At 40.9% G+C, this 26,943-nt stretch carries 29 protein-coding genes and 2 pseudogenes; 11 read left to right on the top strand and 20 right to left on the bottom strand.

Going from position 1 to position 26,943, the window contains the following annotated elements; all coding sequences use genetic code 11:
* From AC5JMK_RS28135 to AC5JMK_RS28115, 5 genes and pseudogenes are all read left to right on the top strand, one after another.
* Window positions 1–297 (top strand): hypothetical protein (locus AC5JMK_RS28135; protein ID WP_495911501.1); only part of this gene is annotated, 297 nt, incomplete at its 5' end.
* A 1-nt stretch (window position 298) separates the two neighbouring features.
* Complete coding sequence (locus AC5JMK_RS28130; protein WP_495911500.1) at window positions 299–808, top strand: DUF2753 family protein; 510 nt, start codon at window positions 299–301, stop codon at window positions 806–808.
* Window positions 809–893: 85 nt separating this feature from the next.
* Entirely contained in the window at window positions 894–1,514 is a 621-nt protein-coding gene (locus tag AC5JMK_RS28125; protein WP_495911499.1) for a superoxide dismutase, read from the top strand.
* Window positions 1,515–1,579: 65 nt separating this feature from the next.
* Window positions 1,580–1,732: pseudogene (gene psbF, locus AC5JMK_RS28120) on the top strand (cytochrome b559 subunit beta); the annotation flags it as partial.
* Complete coding sequence (locus AC5JMK_RS28115; RefSeq protein ID WP_495911503.1) at window positions 1,715–1,882, top strand: photosystem II protein Y; 168 nt, start codon at window positions 1,715–1,717, stop codon at window positions 1,880–1,882. The pseudogene psbF and the gene AC5JMK_RS28115, both read left to right, overlap by 18 nt.
* Window positions 1,883–2,242: 360 nt before the next feature.
* On the opposite strand, the gene hisI is transcribed toward AC5JMK_RS28115, so the two are convergent.
* The 5 genes and pseudogenes from hisI to thrS form a co-directional block, all read right to left on the bottom strand.
* A complete protein-coding gene (gene hisI / locus AC5JMK_RS28110) occupies window positions 2,243–2,599 on the bottom strand; it encodes a phosphoribosyl-AMP cyclohydrolase (RefSeq protein WP_495911498.1) in 357 nt (118 codons plus the stop codon).
* A gap of 220 nt (window positions 2,600–2,819) precedes the next feature.
* Window positions 2,820–3,467, bottom strand: coding sequence for a GTP cyclohydrolase I FolE (gene folE / locus AC5JMK_RS28105; protein WP_495911497.1), 648 nt, complete (start codon window positions 3,465–3,467; stop codon window positions 2,820–2,822).
* Window positions 3,468–3,764: 297 nt separating this feature from the next.
* On the bottom strand, window positions 3,765–4,823 hold the full coding sequence (locus tag AC5JMK_RS28100; protein WP_495911496.1) for a CobW family GTP-binding protein: 1,059 nt from the start codon (window positions 4,821–4,823) through the stop codon (window positions 3,765–3,767).
* A gap of 153 nt (window positions 4,824–4,976) precedes the next feature.
* Entirely contained in the window at window positions 4,977–5,354 is a 378-nt protein-coding gene (locus AC5JMK_RS28095; RefSeq protein ID WP_495911495.1) for a DUF1636 family protein, read from the bottom strand.
* A 13-nt stretch (window positions 5,355–5,367) separates the two neighbouring features.
* Window positions 5,368–6,969, bottom strand: a pseudogene (thrS, locus tag AC5JMK_RS28090) (threonine--tRNA ligase); the annotation flags it as partial.
* Between the two features lie 36 nt (window positions 6,970–7,005).
* Here thrS and AC5JMK_RS28085 point away from each other — a divergent pair.
* The 3 genes from AC5JMK_RS28085 to AC5JMK_RS28075 all read left to right on the top strand — a co-directional run bounded on the left by AC5JMK_RS28085 (window position 7,006) and on the right by AC5JMK_RS28075 (window position 9,494).
* Window positions 7,006–7,788, top strand: coding sequence for a PDDEXK nuclease domain-containing protein (locus tag AC5JMK_RS28085; RefSeq protein WP_495911494.1), 783 nt, complete (start codon window positions 7,006–7,008; stop codon window positions 7,786–7,788).
* Window positions 7,789–8,065: 277 nt separating this feature from the next.
* Window positions 8,066–8,452 (top strand): plasmid mobilization protein, encoded by a 387-nt coding sequence (locus AC5JMK_RS28080; RefSeq protein WP_495911493.1) that lies wholly within the window; start codon window positions 8,066–8,068, stop codon window positions 8,450–8,452.
* A complete protein-coding gene (locus AC5JMK_RS28075) occupies window positions 8,436–9,494 on the top strand; it encodes a relaxase/mobilization nuclease domain-containing protein (RefSeq protein WP_495911492.1) in 1,059 nt (352 codons plus the stop codon). Before AC5JMK_RS28080 ends, AC5JMK_RS28075 begins: the two co-directional genes overlap by 17 nt.
* Before the next feature lie 3 nt (window positions 9,495–9,497).
* Here AC5JMK_RS28075 and AC5JMK_RS28070 read toward each other — a convergent pair whose 3' ends face one another.
* From AC5JMK_RS28070 to AC5JMK_RS28050, 5 genes are all read right to left on the bottom strand, one after another.
* Complete coding sequence (locus AC5JMK_RS28070; RefSeq protein ID WP_495911491.1) at window positions 9,498–10,064, bottom strand: Uma2 family endonuclease; 567 nt, start codon at window positions 10,062–10,064, stop codon at window positions 9,498–9,500.
* 78 nt (window positions 10,065–10,142) lie between these two features.
* Window positions 10,143–11,393 (bottom strand): ParB N-terminal domain-containing protein, encoded by a 1,251-nt coding sequence (locus tag AC5JMK_RS28065; protein WP_495911490.1) that lies wholly within the window; start codon window positions 11,391–11,393, stop codon window positions 10,143–10,145.
* Window positions 11,368–12,711 carry a replicative DNA helicase gene (gene dnaB, locus AC5JMK_RS28060; protein ID WP_495911489.1) on the bottom strand — a complete coding sequence of 448 codons (1,344 nt, stop codon included), beginning with the start codon at window positions 12,709–12,711 and terminating at the stop codon, window positions 11,368–11,370. The genes AC5JMK_RS28065 and dnaB overlap by 26 nt, the downstream gene beginning before the upstream one ends.
* On the bottom strand, window positions 12,708–13,589 hold the full coding sequence (locus tag AC5JMK_RS28055) for a hypothetical protein (RefSeq protein ID WP_495911488.1): 882 nt from the start codon (window positions 13,587–13,589) through the stop codon (window positions 12,708–12,710). Before AC5JMK_RS28055 ends, dnaB begins: the two co-directional genes overlap by 4 nt.
* Window positions 13,586–13,723, bottom strand: coding sequence for a hypothetical protein (locus AC5JMK_RS28050; protein WP_495911487.1), 138 nt, complete (start codon window positions 13,721–13,723; stop codon window positions 13,586–13,588). Before AC5JMK_RS28050 ends, AC5JMK_RS28055 begins: the two co-directional genes overlap by 4 nt.
* Window positions 13,724–13,837: 114 nt before the next feature.
* On the opposite strand from AC5JMK_RS28050, the gene AC5JMK_RS28045 reads away from it, so the two are divergent.
* Complete coding sequence (locus AC5JMK_RS28045) at window positions 13,838–14,164, top strand: hypothetical protein (RefSeq protein ID WP_096677366.1); 327 nt, start codon at window positions 13,838–13,840, stop codon at window positions 14,162–14,164.
* Between the two features lie 89 nt (window positions 14,165–14,253).
* Here AC5JMK_RS28045 and AC5JMK_RS28040 read toward each other — a convergent pair whose 3' ends face one another.
* The 4 genes from AC5JMK_RS28040 to AC5JMK_RS28025 form a co-directional block, all read right to left on the bottom strand.
* Window positions 14,254–14,730, bottom strand: coding sequence for a hypothetical protein (locus AC5JMK_RS28040; RefSeq protein ID WP_495911486.1), 477 nt, complete (start codon window positions 14,728–14,730; stop codon window positions 14,254–14,256).
* Between the two features lie 1,080 nt (window positions 14,731–15,810).
* Window positions 15,811–17,646, bottom strand: a complete 1,836-nt coding sequence (locus AC5JMK_RS28035; protein WP_495911485.1) for a type IV secretory system conjugative DNA transfer family protein — start codon at window positions 17,644–17,646, stop codon at window positions 15,811–15,813.
* Window positions 17,643–18,218, bottom strand: a complete 576-nt coding sequence (locus AC5JMK_RS28030; protein ID WP_495911484.1) for a hypothetical protein — start codon at window positions 18,216–18,218, stop codon at window positions 17,643–17,645. Before AC5JMK_RS28030 ends, AC5JMK_RS28035 begins: the two co-directional genes overlap by 4 nt.
* A gap of 25 nt (window positions 18,219–18,243) precedes the next feature.
* Complete coding sequence (locus AC5JMK_RS28025) at window positions 18,244–20,064, bottom strand: M23 family peptidase (RefSeq protein WP_495911483.1); 1,821 nt, start codon at window positions 20,062–20,064, stop codon at window positions 18,244–18,246.
* 154 nt (window positions 20,065–20,218) lie between these two features.
* Here AC5JMK_RS28025 and AC5JMK_RS28020 point away from each other — a divergent pair, with 154 nt between their 5' ends.
* Together AC5JMK_RS28020 and AC5JMK_RS28015 are read left to right on the top strand one after the other, a co-directional pair.
* Entirely contained in the window at window positions 20,219–21,109 is an 891-nt protein-coding gene (locus tag AC5JMK_RS28020) for an Rpn family recombination-promoting nuclease/putative transposase (protein ID WP_495911482.1), read from the top strand.
* A gap of 8 nt (window positions 21,110–21,117) precedes the next feature.
* Entirely contained in the window at window positions 21,118–21,279 is a 162-nt protein-coding gene (locus AC5JMK_RS28015; protein ID WP_495911481.1) for a DUF4351 domain-containing protein, read from the top strand.
* An 89-nt stretch (window positions 21,280–21,368) separates the two neighbouring features.
* Here the strand turns inward: AC5JMK_RS28015 and AC5JMK_RS28010 are convergent, their stop codons facing one another.
* The 6 genes from AC5JMK_RS28010 to AC5JMK_RS27985 form a co-directional block, all read right to left on the bottom strand.
* Window positions 21,369–21,674, bottom strand: coding sequence for a type II toxin-antitoxin system RelE/ParE family toxin (locus tag AC5JMK_RS28010; RefSeq protein ID WP_495911480.1), 306 nt, complete (start codon window positions 21,672–21,674; stop codon window positions 21,369–21,371).
* Entirely contained in the window at window positions 21,671–21,901 is a 231-nt protein-coding gene (locus AC5JMK_RS28005) for an addiction module protein (RefSeq protein ID WP_495911479.1), read from the bottom strand. The genes AC5JMK_RS28010 and AC5JMK_RS28005 overlap by 4 nt, the downstream gene beginning before the upstream one ends.
* 99 nt (window positions 21,902–22,000) lie before the next feature.
* Window positions 22,001–23,584 (bottom strand): ATP-binding protein, encoded by a 1,584-nt coding sequence (locus tag AC5JMK_RS28000; protein ID WP_495911478.1) that lies wholly within the window; start codon window positions 23,582–23,584, stop codon window positions 22,001–22,003.
* Window positions 23,581–24,522, bottom strand: a complete 942-nt coding sequence (locus tag AC5JMK_RS27995; protein ID WP_495911477.1) for a putative endonuclease domain-containing protein — start codon at window positions 24,520–24,522, stop codon at window positions 23,581–23,583. The genes AC5JMK_RS28000 and AC5JMK_RS27995 overlap by 4 nt, the downstream gene beginning before the upstream one ends.
* Window positions 24,515–25,267, bottom strand: coding sequence for a hypothetical protein (locus AC5JMK_RS27990; protein ID WP_495911476.1), 753 nt, complete (start codon window positions 25,265–25,267; stop codon window positions 24,515–24,517). Before AC5JMK_RS27990 ends, AC5JMK_RS27995 begins: the two co-directional genes overlap by 8 nt.
* A 53-nt stretch (window positions 25,268–25,320) precedes the next feature.
* Entirely contained in the window at window positions 25,321–26,895 is a 1,575-nt protein-coding gene (locus AC5JMK_RS27985) for a TrbI/VirB10 family protein (RefSeq protein ID WP_495911502.1), read from the bottom strand.
* Window positions 26,896–26,943 lie beyond the last annotated feature (48 nt).

Raw genomic sequence — 26,943 nt, 5'->3', positions numbered from 1 at the left:
ACTTCTATTGACGTTCTTTTACCACAAAATATACTATTTTGGAGATGTTTACTAGTTTTATTAGTTTTGTTGATTGGCTTTGTGTGGGCAGCTTGTGCTGCTTTTTATCTGAGCGTAAATCGACTCAAACACCTCCATTCAATTCCTTGTAATCGCTGTGTTTATTTCACAGGTTGCCAATACCTCAAATGCACTGTTCATCCTTACAAAGCTCTTACAGAAGATGCCGTTGATTGTCTTGATTTTGAGCCTGCTCTAGATAATAAATCATGTTGCTCAAACTATTGTAAGGATTAGTATGGAAGGAGATCACAATTGTTATGAATCGCGTGAATTGAATTGGCAGCTTTATACTAAGACTGGCAATCAGCGAATGCAAGCAAAGCTCTATCAAGAAGCACAGCAAGCTTATCAACAAGCTGTTGACCTTGCAAACTCATTGTTGTCACAAGCAAAGCACACAGCAACCAATCCAGATACAATTCATCTCTATGTTGTCTCTTGTCACAATTTGGCAGATTGTTTCCTGGCTATGGGGGATGCAGGGCAAGCAGAAGCAATACTCCAGCAGGCTTATACCGAAATCATCGACACGATGAATCAAAGCAGTTTCTCAATGGAATTGAGATTTGAAGCGCTGAAAGCTTTGAAAATGGTGAGTTGTGAAATGCACATTAGCTTATCATCAACAAAACCAAATAGCGTCCGCAAACAAGGTGATGCAAGATGCGATCGCGTCCGCAAAAGTATTTCTGGCGCAATTTCAAATTCAGCAGATTTATCCCTAGCCTTACACAAGAACAAGTAAAAAGTAAAAAGCTCAAAGTAAAAAGAAATACTCGATTTTTCTTTACGAATGCTTCTTAACTTTTGAAACATCGTTATTTTACCTATTGAAGGCATTTCAACTACAACCATTACCCTATTCTGAAAATGCTCTCGAACCATACATTGATGCTCAAACGATGCGGATTCACCACGACTTTCATCATGGTGGCTATGTCAATAATCTCAATGCAGCTTTAGAAAAGTATCCAGAACTACACAATCAAACCATTGATGACTTAATTCGGAATTTAAATACATTGCCTGAAGATGTTCGTAATGCTGTTCGCAATCATGGCGGTGGACACTTTAATCACTCCATCTTCTGGACGGTTATGGGCCCGAATGCGGGTGGTGAACCAAATGGAGCGATCGCCACTATGATCAATGAAGTTTTTGGCAACTTTGAGAACTTCAAGAGGATGTTCAACGATGCAGGTGCAAAGCACTTTGGCAGTGGATTTGTCTGGCTGGTGCGAACGACCGACAATAAATTTGACATCACCAGTTTGCCTAATCAGGATTGTCCTTGGTCAGAGGGACATTACCCCATTCTCTGCAATGATGTTTGGGAACATGCCTACTATCTCACCTATCAGAACCGTCGCCCAGAGTATCTCAAACAGTGGTGGAATACCGTAAACTGGGATGCTGTGAATGAACGGTACGCCATAGCAACTCGCGCATAGGACGTAAGTAGGCAATATTTCTTCCAAACTAAAGTTATAACTACTGCTAAAGGAGGTTTGTCTATATGGCTGGTTCAACTAGCAATACTCCAACGCAACCGACTCAACCTGAAATTGAATATCCCATCTACACAGTTCGGTTTTTGGCGATTCACGCACTGGGAGTGCCAACAATTTGGTTTTTGGGAGCGATCGCCGCCATGCAGTTTATTTATCGTGACGAGCAGCTACCCATTCGCCTTGAGTTTTTGGGTATTGATCCACGACTGTTGTTAGTTTTGTTGCCAATAGCAGCATCTGTTGTTTGGACAGCGATTAATTTTGGTAGATCCACCATCCGCGAGATTCACAAAACATTGAGTCGATAGAGATATAGGACAGAGGGAATTATGAATCACTACCGGAAGGGAGAATGAAGGGATGTTTGATCTTTTAAGTTTGATCGACTTACGTTTGCTAGTGGTTGTTTCGCCGATTACTACAGCCATCGCCTGGGCAATGCTGATTTATCCACAAATGTGAAGTAGAGTTTTAGAGTCGCGATCGCGATGCCACGGGATGAAGGGTTCTTTACGCCTGGTGATTGTATTGTAAATAGTTAGGGTCATGGCTGGGTTCTCAAGTTAAGGTGATTTCCAGAATAAAAATTACCACACAACATCATTCCATCATAGGGGAAGAAGGGGCTGTTCGCCCTTCTAATCGGTAAGATTATTTTGAAAAATCACCTAAACAAGGATAAGACTTTCCATCCGAACGCTATTAAAAAAACAACTCCTTGCACCAGTGTGACAAGCGATACCTCCTACTTGCTCTACTTTCAGCAGGATAGTGTCGCCGTCACAGTCATAAAGCAGTTCTTTAACCTTCTGAATATATCCACTTGTTGCACCTTTATGCCATAGTTCACCACGAGAACGGCTCCAATAATGCGCTTCACCAGTTTCTAGGGTGCGCTGAATCGATTCGGTGTTCATCCAAGCCATCATCAGGACAGTACCATCTTTGTAATCTTGAGCTATGGTAGGAATCAAATCTTGATTATTAAACTTAAGTTTTTTAATCCACAATAAATTTTGATTCATTAGCGTTTACTATAGACAGTTCAATTTCTGGAGTATATCGACTCATAACCAGGCACAAAGCTACGCGCTGCTACTTCATAATCTATCGTTTGGAATGTCGGATTTGAGTCGAAATCAAAGCAGCTCCGCTCTTTATTCATATTGAAGTTGCCTTTTATCTTGAAGATAGTTCCAAGGCAATGACAACTCTTGCTACCATTGCCCAGGTTTGGTAAAGTTACTAAAACTTAGCATTATGTTGGATGAAGTTCATAAATTCCTCACGAGTGCGTGCATCTTCTGCAAACACACCCCGCATTGCACTAGTAACAGTCCAAGAACCTGGTTTTTGTACACCGCGCATTACCATACACATATGGGTTGCTTCCACCACTACTGCTACACCTTGGGGTTTGAGCAAACCTTGTAGTGCATCAGCAATTTGCAGAGTCAGACGTTCCTGCACTTGCAAACGCCGAGCATACATTTCACAAATGCGAGCAATCTTAGATAAACCAATTACTTTTCCATTTGGAATATATGCCACATGAGCGCGACCAATTATTGGTAATATATGGTGTTCGCAGGAACTAAAAATATCAATATCCCGCACTAATACCATTTCATCAGCATCTTCTGTAAAGACCGCCCCATTTAACAATTCATCCAAAGACTCATGATATCCTTTGGTGAGAAACTGCAAAGCTTTGACAACTCTTTTGGGAGTATCTTTTAAGCCTTCCCTGTCTGGATCTTCTCCTAGTCCAATCAGCAAAGTTCGCACAGCCTGCATCATTTCTAATTCTGTAACTTGCGGTTGTTGCTGAGTAGATAAAGAAGACACAATCTGGTCAGCACAAGTGAGATCAGGACGAATCGATAAAGTCATTTTCTCAGCCTAATTTTTTAGAAAAATCAGTCAATAGTCATAGTAATAATTCGTTAGTAATTAGTCATTAGAAGTTAATTGATAACCCTTAACATCTAACTGATAATTTCTAGCAACTAACGATTAACTAATAACTCAGTCAAGGGTTAAACGTTTAGAAAAATGGGCAGGCTTTATGAATAATTCGTAAGCCCCTAAATTTATTCGTGGAAGGGGCAGCGCCCAACTGGACGCTGCCAAGCCTGCCGATTTTTCTTGGTTTAGTGCAACGTCAGGCAATTACTTAATACATCTTAATCATACCAAACATTTGTTAAGAAGAGAATGAATTTCATTGGCGTTCAAATGTCTACCAATAAAAACTAACTGATTTTTAGGCTCAGTCAGCCATTCATCGCCATCTAAATTATAACGAGGACCGCTGAGTTGAAAGATATGGCGTAATTTACTATCACTAAACCACAGAATACCTTTTGCTCGAAAGACAGATTGGGGCATTTCTTCGTTTAAAAAATTCTCAAATTTATGCACATCAAAAGGTCTTTCACTTTGGAAAGAAACGGAAATAAATCCATCATTTTCTAAATGATGTGAGTGATGTCCATGATGATGCTCATGTTCGTGGTCATGGTCGTGATGATGTTCATGGGTATGATCATGATGATGCTCATGTTCGTGCGTATCTTCAGTAAGAGAGGTATATTCATCTTTTGGATTTAACTCTACGTCTAAAATTAATGGTAACGCCACCTCTCCATAGGTAGTGTGCAGAATTTTCGCACCCGCTTTAACTTCGTGGATGTAAGCTTCTAGTTCTCGAAGTTTTTCTCTTGTAACAAGGTCGGTTTTATTCAAGAGAATAATATCTGCATAAGTTATCTGTTTTAATGCAGCTTCACTTTGAAAATGTTCAGGGTTAAACGTTTCAGCATCAACTACAGTCAGGATAGAATCGAGATTTGTGAAATCTCTTAATTCTGTCCCCAAAAAAGTTAAAATAATCGGCAATGGGTCAGCAACACCTGTAGTTTCAATGACCAGATAATCGATGCGGTCTTCCCTTTCTAATACTCGGTAAACAGCATCAACTAACCCGTCATTAATTGTACAGCAGATACAGCCATTGCTCAGTTCTACCATATCTTCATCCATAGAAACTAGCAATTGGCTGTCGATGTTGATATCACCGAATTCATTCACAAGAACAGCGACTTTTAAATCTTGTTTATTCTTGAGAATTTGATTAAGAAGTGTGGTTTTTCCACTACCTAAAAATCCTGTGATGATAGTAACAGGCATTCCCCGTTTGGGAATATCAGAAATTATATCTGAAGCTGGTGCAGTGAGTTGAGTCATAGTTCATCCTTATTGTTTAGTTTTGAGTTAAGAGTAGTGGTCGGTTTAGCAGATAAATGTTCAATTTAAGTAGAAAAATCACAAGCAAAATCCGCCAAAGCAGGAGTTAGATATTTTGAATTTCAAATTCTCCCTATCTCCCCATCCCCTACCTTAAGTAGGTGGAGGAGGAATTCGTGCGAGAATTCCTTTTTGCAAAACTTTTGGTCGTTCTTGTCGTGGCACAATACCATCACAACTGACATGATATTGTTCGCATAATTGTAGTATTGCTTCTGCACTTAAGAGCGGTGGTAAATCACCAAACATCAAACTGGTTTTGTTAGGTGCAGTCAAAGCAATAACACAGGGTCTATTACAAGCACTCAAACACTCTACTTCCTGAATTACAAATTCAGATTGCAACGACCATTTTTCAGATAAATTTAGCAATTGTTTGAGTAAATGTATCCCGCCTCTTTCTCCCATATAATCACGTTGCGTAGGAGAAAAATAACAAGATTTGCAAATATAGAGCGCGTGTTGAGCCATTTTTTTATGCTATTTAAATGACGGTTTTTAATGTAATAGCTTCTTGTAGACGATTGACAAGCTCGTCCAATGTTAACACCCCTAAATCTCCAGCAATTCTAGTTCTAACACTCAAAGTTTTGGTTTCTACTTCTTTCTTACCAACAACGGCAACTACAGGAATTTTTTCTAATTCTGCGGTGCGAATTTGCTTACCTAGACGTTCTCCTGTTTGGTCTATTTCTACCCGTAAACTAAATTTTTTCAGATAACTTGCCACTGATTTCGCATATTCTCGTGTTGATTCAGTCACAGGTAATAACCGTAGTTGTACTGGTGCTAACCACAAAGGAAAATCACCAGCATAGTTTTCAATTAAAATCCCAAAGAAGCGTTCTAATGAACCAAATATTGCCCGATGAATCATGATTGGTTGCTTTCTGATGCCATCGACTGCAACATATTCCATCTCAAAACGTTCTGGTAAATTAAAATCTACCTGAATCGTTGAACATTGCCACAATCTACCAATCGCATCTTGAATCTTGATATCAATTTTTGGACCATAGAAAGCACCACCACCTGCATCGACAATATAATTCCAACTCTTAGTATTTAAAGCTTGAATTAAAGCATTTGTTGCTAACTCCCAAACTTCATCTTCACCGACTGATTTATTTGGACGGGTTGATAAATTCACTTCGTAATTCTTGAAGCCAAAATCAGATAATATGCGTTCAGTAAGATTTAACACTCCTAAAATTTCGTCAGCGATTTGTTCTCTTAAACAGAAAATGTGAGCATCATCTTGAGTAAACCCACGCACTCGCATCAATCCATGTAATGCGCCTGAACGTTCGTAGCGGTAAACTGTTCCTAATTCTGCCCAACGAATCGGAAATTCTCGGTAAGAATGTAGTTCGTGTTTGTAAGTTAAAACATGAAATGGACAGTTCATTGGCTTAATTTGATAAGCTTGATTTTCTACTTCTATCGAGTCAAACATATTCTCTCGATAGAAGTCATAATGTCCAGATGTTTTCCATAAATCTAAATTTGCTACGTGCGGGGTGTAGAGTAATTCATAACCTGCTTCTAGGTGAGCTTTGCGCCAATAATCTTCTATGATGTAGCGGATAGCTGCTCCGCGTGGATGCCAAAATACTAAGCCTCCCCCTGCATCTTCTTGAATGCTAAAAAGTTTTAGTTCTTGTCCTAATTTACGATGGTCGCGGCGGAGTGCTTCTTGTTTTTGTTTGAGGTATGCTTGCAGTTGTTCTGCTGTTTCCCAAGCTGTACCATAAATGCGTTGCAGCATTGGTTGGGTTTCATCGCCACGCCAGTAAGCACCAGCAATATTTTCTAAAGTAAAGGCATCGGGGTTAATTTCACCTGTGAAGTTTAAATGTGGCCCTGCACACAAATCCCACCAGTAATCATCAGGAGGGATAATAACTGATGCAAATAAAGATGGTTCTGATCTACCAGTATCGGGATTACCGATAAAGTAACGGGTGATTGCCTCGTCTTCTGGAATACTGTTGAGGATTTCTAATTTATACGCTTCGCTTAAAGAAGCAATTTCAGTTTTGATTTCTTCTCTATCTACAACTTCTCGAATGATGGGTAAGTTGGCTTAAACTGGCTCAAACAACAAGCAGAAAATGCTTTTTTGCCCATCATTAGTATATCAGTTAACACACTTCAAATTCGGCAGACACTGGCTGCCGAATTTGAATTAGTCCCTCATAACTTATTTCCAGCCCTTCAAAGTCGTGAATTACAGAATCCTTCACTAAGTTGGCAAAATAGCAATTATTATCAGCGTTTATTTTCTACCCTATCATGGTCGCACATACTCGAATTAACTCGTATTGACAATACTACTAAACGAGCTTTTTATGAATTAGAGTGCATCAAAAGTAACTGGTCTAAACGAGAATTAAAGCGCCAAATGAACAGTATGCTTTACGAAAGGGTCGGGTTATCTAAAGATAAAGAAGCTGTTTTGACACTTGCAAATGAAGGACAAATTATAGAAAGTCCTGAAAATCTTTTACGCGACCCTTATGTTTTGGAATTTTTAAGGTTAGAAGAACGAGTTACTTATTCAGAATCTGACCTCGAAGAAGCTTTAATTAATCATCTGCAAGAATTTATGCATGAATTAGGTCGAGATTTCTGTTTTATTGACCGCCAATTCCGAATTAAAGTTGCGGAAGAACATTACTTTCTCGATTTACTGTTCTACCATCGCTCCCTACAATGCCTTATTGCTATCGATTTAAAACTAGGAAAGTTTAAACACGATTATGCCGGACAAATGAATTTTTATCTTAACTATTTGAAGGAAAATATTGCTTATCCCCATGAAAATCCTCCTGCTGGAATTCTTCTTTGTGCTGAAAAAGATGCAGAAGCCGTTCACTATGCAACAGCCGGACTCGATAATTAATTATTTGTTTCGCGCTATATGGTTGCGCTTCCTTCAGAAGAGACCCTTAAACAATGGTTAATAGAAGAACAACATAGGCTGGAACAACAATTTGATTTTGGTTTGAGAAAGGAACGTTGATAGTTTTAAACTTCAAGCTACCTAAAATTACGCTGGTTTTACTAAAATCAGCTTAGTTTTAACAATTGCACTCCTTATCGATGCATATCACTTTTGATAGTTGTCAGCGGAGCTAGAAACTTGCCAAGCTGGGAAAATATTGCACCCACCTATCGAAATGCCAGCCAAACCCAAACAACACACAATTCGGTTTGAAATGCTGCTCACAAAAGAACAAAATGAACATTGGCAAGCTTTAGCCGACTCTTCAGGTATCAGTAAAGCAGAATTAGTCAGGCGTTCTATGGCTGGGTGTCGCATCAAAACTATCCCCCAAGCAAACTGGCAATGTTACTGGCAGCTGTTAAACATAGGCACAAAGATTAATCAAATAGCCAAAGCTCAAAATAGTGCGATCGCCAACGGATTAATACCACCACCCATCGACCCCATCCTTTTTGAAGAGTTAACCAAACAAATTAATAAATTGCGGTTACATTTACTTTTAGGGAGTGACGAAGAAACAAACGAGGAACTATCTTTGGGCAATGATTGGGAAGATTAAAAAAGGTAAAAGCTTCGCCGGACTCACCAAATACATCTTAGAAAAAGAAGAAGCAGAACTTCTTTGTACCAACCTCGCCGGAGAAACTCCTCAAGACTTTTACAGACAACTTGCAGCTACCCGCCAACTCAACCCCAGAGTAGAATCTCCCGTCAGTCACATTTCTCTTAGCTTTGCACTGGGAGAAAGACCAAATCAACAACAGCTACAGGAAATTGTCGAAGGTACGCTTTTGGGTATGGGTTTTGATAATTGTCTCTATTTTGCCGCCACCCACAATGACCGTAACCACTTCCACCTGCACATCGCCGCAAGTCGCATCAATATTGATGGTGAATGTGTATCTGATTGGTGGGATAAAAGACGTTTGGAAAAAGTTCTGAGAAATCTAGAATCCCAGTTCAACCTAACTTCCGTACCCTGTTCTTGGGAAGTAGACCATACAGCACCTTCTACTGGACAAAAGCGACGGATGATGCGCGAACGACAAGAATTTGAACTGCGGCTACGGAATAAACCATCATCCTATAGCGCGGTAGAGAAAATTCAGGATGCAATAAACACTACCATCCAACCTGAAATGACGATGACCCAATTTCTTGAGAAGCTGCAAACAGCAGGTGTGGAAACTAAAGTAAAAGTTACCAAGGAGGGGATCATCCAAGGTATTTCTTATTCAACAGATGGGGTTGCTTTCCAGGCGCGGAAATTAGGTAGAAATGGAAAGGCTTGCACTCTCAAAGGACTTTTGGCACGGGGTATCGATTTTGACTTGGAAGGAGATGTTTTGGCGTTAGTCCAACGTGCTACAAGTAACAGCCAAGACGACAAGCAAACGTCAATAAATACGTTAATTGCCAAAATTCAAAATCATCCTCAAAACTTATCTATGTATACGTCGGATTCCCACGGCCACAATGTCGCCCAAAAAAGCCAATCTGCTAATGTTTCTAACTTGAGTAACTCCCAACAGCAAAATTGCATACTTAAGTCTCAAGTTAATTATTTAAAGCACCACAAAGGTGCAGAATTAGACCTTTAACACTTACGACTTCTTCATCTTGAGCCAGCTAAATAATTGAGCAGCTGTTAGCTCTAGGTCAATTCCATCCAACACAATCAAATTATCCGTTCCACGACACAATTCTGGTTGTTGTTTTGGTTGAAAAACTAAAACTGAACGGTCGTCTGGGTCAATCAACCATCCGAGTTGGCAACCATGTTTGAGACTGTGCAGAATATTACCAGTAACGCGGTTAGAACTTTGGTCGGGAGAGAGAATTTCAATTGTCCAATCTGGAGGAACGAACACATCATCAACAGGTTGGCCATTCTCATCAAATTCAATGTGTTCCCACCTGAGAACGAATATATCGGGAACTATCGAGCGACCTCCACAAGTACACCGTAATTCTGGAAAAGCATAGGCAATTCGCCTCTCTTCAACAACTTCATTAATCACATTAATCAATTTACCCTGAAGTCGGGAATGGCGGGTCTTCGGCATTGGTTTTTGGATAATCTCGCCGTCAATGTACTCACTAGCAGGGTTTGTTTCTGGTAGCTTGAGAAACTCTTCTAATGTAGGAGATGAGGGTCGCGCAACAGTCATGATTTTCTGCTCCAAACTGTCTGCTTCCAGTTTATCAAGGCGCTCATCGCAATCCAATTTTAAACGTTGGATCATCAACTACAAGTTATACTCATTTTCCAAGAAAGCCAGTATTCGTTCCTGCTTAGAGGTGAGACTCCCAGGATCTGCTAATCTCCCCACCACTTCCACTACAGCTGCATGGGTTGGCTCAAAATCTTTGTAAATTTCGTCAGTTAGTCGCCGGATGCGATCGCAATTTTTCGCAGCTGTTGGCTCATTCGGAGTATATACAGGTTCTAAGTTTTCAAGTTTGACAGCAGGAAAGTCCATTCTGTAAGTTTGAACAGCACAACTGTAAGTGTTAACCTCAATAATTATGCACCAGCACCCGGAAAACTTTTTTAACTCCGGATCGCCTTTGCCAATAATTTGGCAGAGTTCACCAACAAAATGTGGATTGGGTACGGGCTGCTTACTCTTAATTTGTTGAACAATATCGCATTTATTCAGTTTTTTATCCAGTAGCTTTTGTGCCAATTGTTTCCCTTCTTCCTGCACAACCTTGGCTAGCAATAAGATGTCTTTTTTGGTCAACCTAGTATTACGAGTCAAAAGTAAGTGTTTTATTTCTTCACCGAATGCAGTAACTAAAGTATCAAGTGCCTCAGTAAATTGAGCGTCATTCCTGATTGTGCGCTCGCTCACTTTGTACTGTTGTGCCAAACTTTTAGCCACATCTACCTTGATTGGATTTTTTCCCTTCGGTAAATCCTGTTGGGGGTCATCCTCTACCGATAGGAAATTTTTTCCGTTCGGTAAATTCTGTTTCAAGTTATCCTCACGATTTCCCCTTAAATTTATATAGCGCTTGCCTCTAAGATAACTTGCAGTTTCTGGTGTGATGTTGCGTCGCCCTAATTGATGATTGGCAATCCAACAGATAGCTGCTGCCCGGTCTGTAATCTCAATTTCTACTATCTTGTAAGGAATTTGCAGTCGGATACAAATTTCATAGCGGTTGTGACCATCTAGGAGGATACCAGTACCCAGCCATACTACCAGAGGGTCAATACAGCCAAATTCTTGTAAGTTTGCCTCTAGTTGCAGTTTTTCTTCAGATGATAAAGGCGGAATGAGATTTTGAAACTCTGGGTCAACTTGAAGGATAGGGTGTGATGAAGATGATACAGAAAATTCATCACGTACATTTGACGCAGGTTGGATTAAGGTAGCTAAAACTTCTGGATGCAGTTGTGTTTCCATTTCTTCGATTCCAAAGAAGTTTACTGCATGAGATTTTTGGATGACAGCAATCTTTCCATTAACCAAGATTTCTGATAATTCCATAGGATTTGTCGAAGAACATTGTCGCTACCCCGGTGTTGCCATGCCGTGCCTTAGCCACAATTAGTTCTAGAATTCCCTTGTCCGCAGTATCTGGGTTATAGTACTCATCTCGGTATGCGAGGATAATATTGTCTGCAACCATCTCTAAAATCCCTGACTGACTGAGATCGCTCATCATCGGGCGTTTGTTTTGCCTTCCCTCAACTGCCCTAGAGATTTGAGACAGTGCCAATACGGGAACATCTAAATCTCCCGCCATTTTGTAAATTCCCCTCGCCACATCTCCTAGCTCATAGCTGCGGTTGCTGCCGATGTCTTGAGCCATCATCTGGAGATAATCAACTACAACTAGCCCTAGCTTTCCAACACGTGCTTGAACTTGTCGGCAAGAGGAAGCAATTCCAGAAACCGTAACCCCTCGGTTGTCATTTATATATAGCGGTAACTCTGAGGTAATGCCGACAATTTGAGCAATGCTGTCAAATTCCCAATCAACTAAAGGTTCAAATCCTGCCCGATGTCTGCGGATGCGATCGCTCAAAAGTGGAATTAAATTGAAATCTTTATACTGGGGAGTTACACTAATTAAACTCCACAGCCTATATTCCAACTGCTTTTTGGTCATCTCCAACGAGAAAATAATCACAGGCAACTTGTGCAGCAATATCATTTGGAGGGCTAAGAACAAAGCAATTTGGGACTTTCCAACTGACGGTCTGCCTCCAATAATGGTGAGTGTGCCACCTTCAAATCCCACCATCAACTTATCAAGTTCATTCAGTCCTGTTGGATAAATGGGCCGTCCGGACTCCAATTCCTGGTAAGCAGCAATATTAATCATGCTGTTATGTTCGGTGTTTGAACACAATCCTTGGTTAGAAACTTGGAAAACTTTTTGCTCTGCTTGGTCAAGAATTGTTGGTAACTCGGTTTCCGTCTCGTAGCCCAATTGTACAATCTCATTGCCAACCGATATTAACTGCCGTCGCAGGTATTTTTCCATTACCAACGCGGCGATCGCGTCGATATTGACTGCTGATACGGTGCGGTCTACAAGCGTTGCTAATTTATTTCTACCGCCAACACAGGCTAGTAGATCGTGGTCAGCAAGCCAATTTGTAACTGAGAGTAAATCTGTAGGTTTACCTGAACAGTAGAGGCGCAATGCTGCTTGATAGATATCTTTGTGGGCGCTGATATAAAAGGCTTCTGGAATTAAGTCATCGTTCACTCTGTTAATTGCTTCTGGGTCAAGCATTATCCCACCAAGAATGGCTTCTTCACTTTCAATACTTTGGGGAGGTAATTTATCAATCATGATTTGTCCCTCCAAGCTCGCACCGCAAACTGATGCTGCTGTTCAATTTCTTGTTGAAACTGCCTCATTGCTTTGTCGCACGGCTGCGACTGTGATTGTTGAACAGTGGCAGCATTATGTTGCATTGCCAAGTATTGTTCGTAATAAACCTGCCAACGGTTTTGTCCGGCTTTGTTTTTGTGCGCTAGCCACGCCTCAATGTCATTGATCTGTTGTGATAAATTCTTCGTTTTTTCTTTGCAAAAATTCAAAAAACTCGCTCGCTCTTCTTCTGAGAGAGTCTGAATAAAGTCTGTATAAGTCTGAATAGTATGAGGAGCGCTGGAATGTTTGCTTGGCAAAGTTTCTGGACTTTGTTGAGAGCTTAAATAATCTCTGTTGGAGCTTAAATAAACCTCATTGGAGTTTAAATAATCCTCGTCGGGGTTTAAATAATCTTCCTGGGAGCTTAAATAAGCGGAAGTTTTATTATTACTAGGTTTTGAGCTTATTTTTGACTTTTCTTTCGATAGTCGTTCTGCTTCTGCTTTCGCTCTAGCAGATGTTAAATTATGACCCTGCACCGTCACAGTTCGGTAATCATAGAGTCTAAGAGTGCGAAGTTTCCTCAAGTCCTTCTCAATTGTTTCTGGTGAACTACCTATAGTCACTGCAATATCTGCGATTGAAGGTAAATCATGATATTTAATTTCACCGCCTGGTGTATAGTCAGCAAATGGGTCAATCATCATTAAGTAAAGCCAAAGGCGGCATTGGTTGCCTGTTAGCTTGTTAACAATAGCGATCGCAGCATCTCGTTTAGAAATCATAAAATACCCTTCCATTTTTGATTCCTCAAATTGTTGTGGACGGCGAATAGTGCGCCTTTTAGTTGTCATGGCTGTACCTCCTGGCGCATGACTTCCACTTCATCTATATGTGTTAGCTGAAGGAGGTCAAACTTTCCTTGAATGGTTACATACCTTTTGGGTGAGGCTGTAGATGTGAAAGGTGCTATGATGTGGATACTCATGATGTTCCATTCATTAATGAGTTAAGTCACGTCAAAAACTCAAAATTGCCAATATAGCAATTATATAAATATAAAATTGCCGAATTGGCAATAGTAAAGTAAAGATATGTTACTATGAGCCAGCACAGAGAAATTTTTAATCAGTTATTGTTGGCTTTTGATTATTCAGCCAAGCAAGTGAGCGCCTGGACTGGAATTCACGAAAGTCGGCTCAGTCGGTTTAGAACAGGCAAACTAGACCTTGAAGCTGGTGAATTTTTTAGCTTGCTGGCTTGTATGCCGAAAGAATTCCAAGATAGTTTTTGGCTGAAGATTCGTGAGGGAGAGACTTCTTGGCGGATACGAGTTTTGTCTGCTAGTCATCACGAAATTGAGGAAATTCTGAGGGGACTGGCAGATAGATGGGCAAGTAGCACAGATGAAGCAAAAATTGCCTCGTAATTTATAACATCACTGCATATTACAAATGCAGGGGAGAAAAGTTTCCGAGATAATAAGCTTGGACAAATACTCTGAGGTGAGTTTGTTTATCAGGAACCCTCGGTTAAATGATTTGCTTGATTTGCTAGATAATCAATCAACAATTGTTGACCCAATCTGGTTTGTATATTGCCTTTTCCAGATTCATTCAAATGTTTCCAATAAGCAGCAACAGTTGATAAAGAAATCATATCTGTAATACAACGGTTTGGCATCTGAACTTTCCAAGGGCGTACTCCCGTTATTCTAAGAAACTCTTTAGCATTCTTAGATGGTTTCTGGACAGCTACAGCCATTTGGCGAACAGTAATTGCAGTTTGTCCATTTGGCAATTTATAGGCGATAACTCTAAAATTTTTGTGTTTCATTCTAATTCGCTCTGTAGCAAGTAGTAAAGTTGAGTCTTGAATGAAGTTATTCTCTTGTGTCATCTCCAAAATGCGTGTGAAAAATTTCATCAAGTTTATTAATGATGAAATATTCACGCCCTCCAGTAATAAAGGACTATTAAGTGTTGATATTTGCATCCTGGTTTAAATATTTGCTTGTAGAATAGACCTATATTTATATCAATGCAACGTAAATAAACTAGACTACAAGCCTTGGCTAATTATTGTTAATTACAGGCAAAAATCCAATAAAAATTTTTAAATTTAATAATACAAACTTCCTTTTTTATTTTTAAATCTTAGACAGTCGTATTATTGAATTCAAATGATTTGGTATATATTGCCCAATTGCCCAATTTTGGTAGATGTGTATCCAGTGGAATACGCCCTTTAATTTGAAACCACAAATACAATAGATAGATTTGTCGCTTAGTACACGTCACCGCCAAAAGGGGTCGAAAATAAAAATTGCAATCACACGTTTTGCTGCTCATTCCAAAACTGAATTCCAAACTTCATTTATGGTGATCTGTACTTAGTAACCTCCAAAATTGCTCAAACTTATCTACTGTATAGATTTTGTCGATTCATAACTCAAATAATTTCAATGATTGCTGTGGCTGGCTTTCATTGATTATTTGGTTTATGTGGCAACAATTGCAATGTTTGTGGAGTTTATATATTCCAAGCTTTTAAGACAGTTTGCCAAGAATAAATTCTAAGTGGAATCTATCAAAAGTGATAAAAAGATACTACCTTAGATAGTTGGATAATTTTAGTTAGTGTAAAAATAAATATAACAATAGTTTGGTTTTATACATTATTTTTGTCACAAATGAACAAAATAGAAAGACAATAGATAGCCATATTCTCTGAAAACAAAAAATATATTAGTAATTCATATAACTAAGTAAATGCCGAAACACTCCAGTCAAATTCAAGAATAGCAATATTAATTAAAGTAACAACGAAAGTATTGTTAGGCAAAAAATAAACACGAAAAAATGAGTATGATTCCGAAAAAACCTTAGAAATCAAGTTTAAGTGTATATTTATAACCGAGTCATTTAGAAATCATAAGAAAATGAGTGGTGTTACGGAAGTATCGCTTAATAGAATTTGCAACTAGTGAACAAGATGTGTATTTGTATATTCAAGGTTTGATGACATATGATTACCAATATTGATGGCAGTATTTAAGCACAGCTATCTAAACTACTACCAAGGAGAATCAGAAGACGCTGGAGAAGACAATTCTATTTCTTCTGACTCTGATTGGTTAGGCGATGTTTTGGAAAACTGTCCAGTAGCTAAAAGCTGCTCCGCAATTTGTTTCCTTAAATCTATAGCTTCATCTAGCTGGTTTAGGTCAATTTGAGGAGAACGCGCAATCAGTCGCGGACACAACTGTTGAGACCAAAGTTTCTCGCTTTCTTCAATTTGCTTTTGGTCTGATTTGGGAATGGGAATAGTTAAGGGGTAAGGAATAGAACCCTCAGAAGAAGAAGTATAGCCAGGGTTGGTTATTACACATTTACCTTGAGGAAAGCGCATTATCTCGTCTGCGGTAAGAATGGGCATTGTTTGTATATTATCTGCCCAAGTGGTAGTGCGCCCTTCTTTAGAATCGCTAATAGATTTATTTTTGATGATAAATTCTTTGTTGCCGTAGGACTGAGAAAACTTTTCGGCGGTGGAATAGTTGGCAGGGTTATATAAAATTTTGGTGCTGCAAGCACTGGTAATGGCAGCTGCTAAGTTCTCTCCGTAGGCATTAGCAAGCTGTTCCAGAGATTGCACACCCAAGACAAAACACGCGCCATTACTTCTGTACTCGTTAATCCACTGGGGTAGTGCCTTTAGATACAAAGAAGGTAACTCATCAATAAAAATTCCAATTGGATCAAAACGGGGCGTACACAGGTTGCTGACAATTGTCATGTGAAGAGCAGCAGCTAGCAAAGGTCCTACCACATCACGTCTGGGATCATCTAACTTAAAAATTAGTATCTGCCGTCCTGATAGTTTGGTGGGAATGGTGCTTTTGCCAATGAAACACGGAAGTAGCGATCGCTGAATAAAAGCGGAAAATATCCCCACAGTAGTGGTGTCAATACTTGCGATCGTCTTCTCACTATCCCTGGCCTTGAGGTATTGTTGAAATGAAGCAGCAACCCAGCGAGAAACTTTACCCGCTTGCACTGCGGCGTACAGCTTGTTGATAAAGTCATCAACAGACTGGATGCAGTACACTGTTGCTAAGTCTGGGCAATCGCTACCCTTAGCGAGTTGAATTAGCGCTTTTGCTAGTAAATCAGCAGCTTTAGAGAAAAATTCATCGCTTTTGCCACTACCAGCATTAGCATTAATTACTTGGGCAATTTGCGCTGCTGTCACCGCATCTTCTTGATTCTCCATAAAGTCCAACGGGTTAATCACTTCGCTGTAGGGTTCGCCAGGAGCAAATATCCGCACGTCGTAACCGTACCGCGCCGCCAATGGTGCCAGCAACTTCATCTGGTCGCCCTTTTTGTCGTAGACGATGAGCGGAAAACCTTGTGCCATACAACTTTGAGCCATGCGGTCAATCGTACCAAAAGTCTTCCCCGAACCAGGAGCGCCCAGGACTAAGGTAGAACGTTCGGCGTGGGGAATCCAAACTGTAGGTGATGCACCCAGGAAGGTTTGAAGTCTGGCTCCAAATCCCCTGAGTTTTCCCGAAAACCAATAACGGGGTGAGCCGCACCAAAAGCATACTTTATTGTGCTTACGCTCTTGAATTTGCTTAAGAGCAAGGTTAGTAGCTGCTAGTTTTTCTACCTTTCCTACCAGCCGTCCGGTAGAAATTTTGCCCTTTTTACCACTAGTAAATTGACTTAAAAGAATTAGAAATATTAAACCTCCTACCATTGCCAGTCCTTCTGGATTAGCAAAAGTTTTCAGTAGCCCGTTAAAGTCAATACCCGATTGAAAATCATTCTTTGGCAGCTGTTCCAACACGGTTTGATTTGGGGGCTGTGTAATATCTGAAGTTAATAAAAATCGGTAGTTCATTTGACGGGTAATTTGAGGAGAGTATTTTTTACAGGTTGATAATATCTGCCATCAAAGCAATAAGTTATTTCTTGCAAAATAGGATTAAAATTAATTTGTTGAATATCCAAACAAGGTAAATTTGAAGTGTTAGTAAAATTATCTGAACTAATGCTGATTAAATGTTTCCCAGGCGGTAAATCAGGTTGTAAATAAAGATTCATTACACTACTGTACTGCCCTTGATCTTGACTCAGATAACCTGCGTACAAACATCCCAGTCTTCCACACAAATCGGGAGAGTTGAAGTTCAAGATATACAAATGCTTGTCCTTATCATGAGTTGGAATAGTAGCAACTTTAATAGAACTTACCTTAACTGGCAGCAAAGAGGTATTTTCCGATACAGCCAAATTTACTAATGATTTTGGTATTTTACGGGCGTTATGCCAATTTAGCCCAACTTCAGTAGTGTTTGTATTGCTACAGCCATTCAACAACAAGGCGCTGATCATTAGAACAATTCCCAAACTAAAATGAAAGTAGCGTACCAAACGCACAATTTTATTGTTAGGAATGGGGATAATTTTCATCTTTAGTTACCTTTAGCCAGGAACGTTAACACCGTTGAAAATTTTGTTTGTAGCTCTTTAAGACATCTTCGCTGTAATTTTTTAGAGAAAGTCTGCCAAATATATCTTTTGCTTTGCTATCCACTTGGGAGCGATCGCCACCAAAGTGCTTTTGGGCTACTCGTTCAATTAGGCGTTCTCCTGAAAAATTTTGCCCAGTTGTAGGATCAATTTCCTTGGATGTGAGATTAATTTTGTCAGCGATACTATTTTGAAAAGCTGCTTCTTGGGCAGCTGGGGGAAAGAATTGAAATACCTCCGGGTCGCTGGGCTGGTATCCTTGAGAAAGCTTTGTTAAAAATTCTTGACCACCAGAGACTTGGACAATTTGTTCTTGGGTGTACTTGTTGTAACTCATGAACTGATATTTACCCAGTGATACTCCGCAATTACTCCCACCCTCGGCACAGACGTAGGAACCAACAGCACTGTAATTACCACCACTGCTTTCAATACCAGCAATTGATTTGGAAAGTTTATCCAAGTAGACACCTTGAGAAAATTGACCAGACTGACAATTAAATTGAGCGGTATTTTTTACAGTTGGTGTGTTGCTAGCGCCAGGAATAACTAACGCCACATCCTTGGCTGAAGTGGGAGTGGAGATGCTTCTGGTCTGAGGACTGTCTAAAGTGCCAATAAAGATGGGTGCATTTACCTTATAGGTAAGAAATGGAACCGGACCAATAAAATAAGGTGTAGCGCCACAAGCGTTTTTGAAGCGGAAGAACAAAGCAGTGTCAACGGTATCGGTTTTTTCATTCGGTTCCATCACAACAACCTTGAAAGCACTGCCATAGGGCAACCTTCCCGTGGGTTCTTTGCCGCCATTCATCGCTTTCAAACAGCCCCAACCGCCTTCTACTTGCTGGTACTTACCACTGATCCACGAACGCCCCTCAAATTTTCCCCTAACGTTGCGTCCTAAATTCTCCAAGTTGTCGAGTTCAATGTACGGACAATCTTGTCCCTCACAGGGAACGGAAAAACCAGCTACATCCGAACCTGAGATAGTTCGTTGGCGGCGTTTTTCTGCTTTACCCCAGATAAAATCGATTCTGGCAACCGTATTACCTAACTCTGCAAGGGGAATGGGGAAGGAAGTTAAGGGCAGGGCATTTAGTCCAGGTACGCCAGATATTAAGGTATCCTGCCAGCCTGCAAAATTCGATAGCTGCACCGCATCGATGTTGGGGATGTCCGAAATTGTGTAGGATGATAGGTCAATTTGGTTGAGTTTGAGCTTACCTAACGCTGGATTTTGAGCCAGAAGGGTAGAAAGTGGAGTGTAAATATCGGTTTTGGGGGTATTGGCTTGAATTAGCGCAGCAATGGGCGGTATTTGTGCGGTGTTCGTCTGTCCCAGATTTGGTACGACCTCTGCTAAGTGTTGGAGAGTTTGTTTTTCTACAAGCGGGAAAGCATCTAAAGCAACTGTGTTTAATTCGAGATTGCTGACAGTTTTGGCAATGGTATTTAAACTCAATAAATCCGGTCGTAACGCTTCTTCAATATCATCTAAAGTTAGATATTTATCGGGTGTATCTCCTGCCGCCCAGCGTTTGAGAAAACCATCAATATTAATTGAACCACTTTTTTGAATGGGAGGCATTGTGCCGAAGGAAATGCGTTGCCAATCTGGTAAGAGAACTTGATAATTATTAGCAACGGACAGCAAGCGAGAAGGTAAATCTGTTGTTGGCGGATTTTGTGCTGCAAATGGAAGTGACAGCCAAGTGCTAAAAGAGGTAAGTATTACTAAAGAGATAGGCAGAAATAGTAAGCCTAAAAATCGAAAAGTTTTCATGCATCAATATTGAGGTTGATTTGATGAATAATTTTCGATTATTTCAATACAAGGTTGTGCTTTTCTAAAGACGTAAATGAGTCTATCCCAATGGTAGTATTTTAATATATGTTAATACTTATGTTTTGCAGCATAATTTCTCTAAATTTGTTACATGACCGACCACGACAGATTATTCAAAGAACTTCTCTCAACATTTTTCATTGAATTTATTGAGTTGTTTCTCCCCCAAGTTGCCAGCACAATCGACCGCAAATTTATTCGTTTTCTTCCCCAAGAATATTTCGCGGATTTGACATCAGGTGAAGATAAAATTATTGATTTATTAGTAGAAGTTAAACAAGCTGGTGAGGACGTAGGCTTTTTGGTTCATGTCGAGGCTCAATCATATACGAAAGCAGATTTTGCTCGTCGTATGTTTTTCTATTTTGCCCGCTTGTATCAAAAGTATTTACAACGTGTATATCCTATTGTCGTGTTTTCTTTTGATGAACCCCAGCGTGAGGAAGTACATACACATGTGGTGGAGTTTGCTGATTTAAAGGTGTTGGAGTTTAACTTTGCTTTCATTCAACTCAATCGCTTGAATTGGCGAGATTTTGTACAGCAATCCAACCCAGTCGCAGCAGCTTTAATGGCAAAGATGCAAATTAAACCAGAAGAACGACCAAAGGTAAAAGCCGAGTGTTTGCGGTTGTTGGCAACATTGTGTCTAGACCCAGCGAGGACACGATTAATTTCTGGATTTATAGATACCTATCTGCGGTTGAATCGCCAAGAGGAGCAAAGGTTTCAAGAAGAAATTGGTAGACTGGAAGAACCAGAAAAAGAGGGAGTTATGGAAATTGTTACCAGTTGGGGAGAATGGGCAGAGCGATCGCTTGTCCTTCGCTTGCTAAATCGACGGGTGGGACAACTGCCTGATGTAGTAGTAGAGCGAGTAGAAAGTTTACCGATTGAGCAGTTGGAAGCTTTGGGTGAGGACCTACTTGATTTTACCAGTCTTACTGACCTCGAAAGGTGGCTGGCTGAGAATAATGGCTGATATATTTTTTGAGTTTAAATAAATTTATCGAAATTGTTATCAGTTGGGGAGAATGGGCAGAGCGATCGCTTGTCCTTCGCTTGCTAAATCAACGGGTGGGACAACTGCCTAATGTAGTAGTAGAGCGAGTAGAAAGTTTACCGATTGAGCAGTTGGAAGTATTGAGATAAGCACTACTAAATTTTACAATCCTCGCTGACCTCGAAAGCTGGTTGGCAGTTAATTATCGCTCTGAATAGTAGCAAACTTAAAAATCGCATTACATTTCTATCTTTCGTTTTTTCCAATAATCTGGTTTGCGTTTCCCATGTGCGATGGCTACAACCCAAATAACTTCTTCAAGCTCTATATAAAAGATAAGATAAGGGAAACGTTTAATGGCATAACGACGTACCCCTTCAATTTTGTATAGTGTTCCCAGATTTGGGTTTTGCTGAATATTTCCAAGAACTTTCTCCACCTCAGATAATAAATCAAGTCCCAAGCCAACTTTTTGATCCTCATAATAAGCAATTGTAGCATCAAGTTCTTTTCTCGCTTCGGTGTGGATAACGATAAACTTCACGAATATTTCTCTCGCAACTCGGAAAATACTTGATTTGAAGGTTCGCCAAGAACTGTCCCACGATGAATATCTTCTAGGCGCTTAGTTAATTCCGTATCCCAAGCACCCTCTACATCATTATCAATATCTCCATCTAAAGATTGAATCAAAAAATGAGCAATTTCGGCACGTTCTTGTGCAGAGAGTTGCGAAAGTTCTAGCTTGAGTTTTTCCGCAGTTTCAGTCATGTTACCGTTTCTCCTGAGCTATTGAGACACGAGGCGTAACTATCCAATTTTAACTGCATTAACCGGACTGTGAGGTCGCACAGTAAAGCTTACACCCTCTCAACTCCCAAACAAAACCTCCGGCTCTTTTGCCCAGCGACTTTTATCAGGCGATGCTGCCGGACGTGCGTAAACTGCTTGATTGCGAATCTCAACAATTTTATCTTCTTCTCGAATCATGCTGGGAGTGAAGTTGTACCGTTGTTCTAAAAAATCTTTCACAGTTACTTGTAGAGGTTGTCCGCCCAGTTCTAGGTGAGAAAATTGTTTGGTATTTCTGTAAAACGCTTCTTCTGCTGTTTTCCGTACAAGGAGGGCAATTTCTGCCGGAGTTAGGAGTTTAGTTTCTCTGAGCAAGCGCAACCAATCGCGATCGCTAAAATCCAATCCCGGAAAATATTTAGCTAGGTGCAATTTGAAGATTTCATATCTTGCCCCAGCGTGGGGAAGGTCTACAAAAATGATGTCGTCAAAGCGGCGCACGAGTTCGGCAGGCAAAAACTCCAATCTGTTAACTGTCGCCATCACCAATACCTGGGAGGTTCGCTCTTGCATCCAGGTTAAAAGCTTTCCTGCCAATTGACGAGATACGCCGCCATCGCTGTTGGAGTCAAAGCCAGCAAATCCCTTATCAAAGTCGTCAAAGTACAAAACTAAACCGTATTCGCCATTGGCATCACAAAATTGCAGAAACTCCCGCAAATTCTTTCTTGATTCGTAAGCTGTTGCCCCGCCAAGTCCCGCCCAGTCAGCAGCAACCATCGGCACGCCCATTTTCTTTGCTGCCAGCTTTGCACTCAAAGATTTTCCCGTCCCCGGCGGTCCCCAAAGAATCATCCCTTTAGGAAACTGGAGATTGTGTTTTCTCGCCTCCGGACTGAGCAGGGTAGCAGCTCGTTGGAGGATTTCTTCCAACAAGTCCAAACCCCCAGCTTGCGGTACGTCTGGCTCGTTGATAAACTCCACTCCCCTACCTTTTAGCTTGCTCTTTTTGTAAGCCAAGACCGCATTAGTCAGTTCTTCTAGGGAATGGGGAATTCCTGACTGTCGAGAAAGCAACATTTCCAGTTCGCCCATAGGCAAACCCAAGCAGGTTCGGATTAAGATTTCAAAATTGCGATCAACATTCAACTCAAATCGACTCTCCACTAAGTTCCTTACTGTTTGCCGAACTTCTATTGCACTGGGAAGGGGATAGCTGAGGACTGGTACTAAAGTTACTAACTCTCTTGGAAGATCAATGTAGCTTTCTAAACATACAAGCAGTTGCTGACCCTTATTTGCAGTTAGGTCGTAAGCCAAATTACTCAGCATTGCTACTGTCTTCGGCGGAAAAATACCCGTGACCGCATCTGGGGAAATAGCACCTTCAAAGACAAATATCCCCGGCGCATTGCGGTGTTGCAACAACCAAGCGAACCCTGATGTACATTCAGTATCAGTTGGCACAAGTCGCATAGATACATCAATTTGCTGCAACTGGGAGTAGCCTTGATTCCAAAAATATAAAGGCAGGCTGCGACTTTTGGCTAATTTATGTAGAAATTCCAGTACCTTCATCCGCTCGGTGAGTGGAGTTTCCAGGGCAACAACAGCCTGTGCTTGGTCAAACAGCATTGGTAAATCTTGGAGTTGCATAATCATCCGTAAAAAACAGGTAAATAAGTTTTGCGATAATCAACATTCGCCCACTTTTTCGCCTGCTTGATCGTCCACATCGGTTCATGAGGTAAATCGGGTACACTTTGCAGTTGAAACAGGTATGTGCGATCGCCAGCTACTCGCGCCACAACAGAGGCTATTACCTTGCAACAGCTACGCGGGTACTTAACCACTTGTTTCTCGCTAAAGCGAATTACCACCCAATTGCCATTGGTAAAAAATTTATTTCTGATCTCATCCTTACCCTGGTCAATGCAGTGGTGGGGAGCTTTGGTGTTGCCTACATAAGGTTCATCAATTTCAATATCTATACTTAAACTGCTTGTATGTACAAACACGAAATCTGCCGAGTAAGGATAAGAAAATTGTGGATTTTGGAATGCCACGCCCTGAACGGCATTTGGAAAAACGTGCCGAAGAACCTGATAAAAAGCTTTTTCAGAAACACCCGCAGGAGCTTCACTACGACCAATTGGCTGTAAAACCTTGTCTGCAATCCACTGGCGCAGTTTCGCTTCGCGTTTTTGCAAGCGTAAAACAGTTTCATTTTTAACTTCGGTTGGTGATTGACGGTACTTGGAAATGTTTTTGTTACCTGATGTTTTAGGAGAAACAGGGAACATAGCGCAGAAAATGCCCAAACCAACAGATACCCAAGTAGCAGCAACCAACCAGAGGGGAGACAACAGGATAAAAGATAGGGAAATTAGAAAACCGATAGATATAAACAATACATAAATAGATACGTGTAATAACGAAACTTTTGGAAGGATAGAAGTATAACTACCTTGGTGTTTTAGTAATTGCTCTAGCTTTCTAGTAGAGAGAAGATGGTAGGCACTCAGACTAGGCGCAGGATTTTTTGCCAAGAATTTGAGTATTAAAGGTGGATAGAAAATAGCAGGATAGAATCTATTCACGGAAACGAATTAATTCTGTTTTGGGTATCGAATTATGCATTAGAGGTTGATTGAGTGATGGTTTTGGTACAGTTCTGGTTGGGGTGGCTGTGTCTTCAATTCCCATTAATCCCAGTTCCGTCAGCACTCTTAGGGAGAGGTTCACACTTTGCGCGATTTCCACTAAAGATTTATCGGAAGTATTTCGAGCCAACGCTAAAAACTCCCTAATCTTTACAACAATAGGATCTGATGCTGGTGTATAACCCCGACGCACCGCAGAAATCAAACCGCGTTCAATATCATTAAGCGTAGCCTGACGAAATAAACCAACCTCCAAGGTGTACCGTTGCTGTTCGGTTCCCGATACCGCCGCTATGCTCAAACCGTTGTATTTGGGTGAATTTTCTCCTGGTAGCAAGTTAAAGGTATATAGCCGCGCTGTACCATCTTCAGTCTTAGTCTTGATAAATAAATTGGTTACGTTCGCCCTTGTCAGATGGGGAAATTTTAAAGGCTGTATTTGACGGAGAAACACAGTGGTTGCTTGACCGCTTTGTGTCGCTGTGTCGGTGGCATAGGTGAAGCGGCTGGGGTCTGCTAGAAAAATCTGGGTGATCCGCTCGTTAACCCTGGAAAAATCAATAGCGGTAGCTCTTCCAGCCCAAACTTGAACGTTAATTGCCTTTGAGTTCAGACCTCTTCCTTCCAAAGTGCTAACTGTCAATACAGCTGGTTGTGCGTGAATAGGAAGTACGTTGGTCAAACACAAGAGCGCAATTGTACCCACCGAACCAAAAAATCTCCTCATATTCTTAGTCAACGAGAAATTTCAAAGAAACTATTAAAAAAGATGGAGACTTTCGTCTCCGCAGGCACAATTGCCCCATTAGAGCGCCTTTCAAGTTCATCAGAAGCTTTATCTGCACGCTTACTCAAACGCTCTTGCATTGGTTTGAAAAATCCTTCGACTGCTGCTGCTAAAACATTTGGTTGTCGAGCTGTGGTTGTAATTGTCTGGTTGCTAAACCCACCGTTGGAGATTACAGTTGAAGACTGAGTTTGGTTTTGGTTAAAAACCGCACCTAAACGCCCCGCAGCACCCAACAAGCCAATTAAAAGATCTTGTTGTGCGATCGCAGCACTTCTATCTTCGATTGATTTTGCAACTAGAGGTCGGCTGTCTTCTCCTCGAATTAAAATAGCGTCTTTAGGTATTGTTTGTTGCCGAACTTGACCAGAACTATCGGTATAAACAATAGCAACAACACTCTGCTTGACAAGTTTGTTAGCTTTGGAAACCGAATCGACTTCTGTAATCAAAATTGTTCCTTTTGGTAGTGCTACGCGGTTGTCGGTGGATAAAACATCTTGGAGCAATTCCACCGCAAAGTGCCCTTGGTTTTTATCGTCTTCTGTCCAAATCATTGGCACTAAAACCTTAGCTCTTGCACTTGTACCTATCTGAACTCGCAATGGCGAAACCAAAGACGTAGCAACAGTTTGTTTAAAGTTTGGATGTTTAAAACTTGCAGGAGTGCGATTTAAAATTCCCCACTCCCCCGATGTTAGGATTTGCTCTCCAGCGCTATTTGGTTGAGTGCGTAAACGCCCACTATCTTCTCTAAAGACATCGCCACTAACTGCAACGACAGGAATTGAAGTGGCAACTTCAGCCCCCAAAGATTGTTTTGGAACTTTTGCTGTACTAGTGAAAGTAGCAGAAGGCGAATGAGCAATGGTATTATCTGCAACGGTGGTCGCATCAGTATTGTTGGGTAAAGCTTGTCCCTGCCCCAACGGCTGATTTTCAGGCTTAATGTTATTACTTGCAACTCTTTGCTGTCCCAAAGTAGCAAGTTTATTCCACTGCTCAAAGGGGTCAATAGTTTCTACAGGATTGGGAGTAGGGGAGGAAGCATAGACGCGGAGTGGCTTGTTGCTAGACATTGTAATTCTGGGCTGTGGCGGTTGCACTAGCACTCTTTCTTGAATGATTCTTGGTGGTAAAGGCTCTTTGACAACACGAACTTGTGGAACAGGTGCAGGTTTGCGAATGTTTGTAGGAGCGGAGTGTTTTGGAACTGAGGGGGATGGGGTTTGTGCTTGTCCTTCGGTGCGACTGGCTTGGTTTCGCAATGCCAATTCAGCCTTGAGGCGAGCTGCTTCGTCACTTTCGCTTTCTGCAAAAACTGTTGGTGTGGATTTTGGGGTGAATGCGGTCTTTGCTATCGGTCTTGCAGCAAAGAAGATAGACCATATCATCCAAGCAAAACCCATCACACCACCTACCAATAAAGCTGCGATCGCACCTCGAACAAGAGGATTTTCGCTGCTGTCGCGTGTTTCGGCTTGCTCTCCATCAAGCTGAATTAAATACTCTTGGTCAATCAATACCTTCGCCAAATTTATGAACTGGTAGAACAAGGATCGGCAGGGTGG

The organism is Pelatocladus sp., assembly GCF_059505505.1.
Note: the sequence above shows the minus strand (reverse complement) of the source record. Positions and strands in the feature narration are given on the sequence as shown.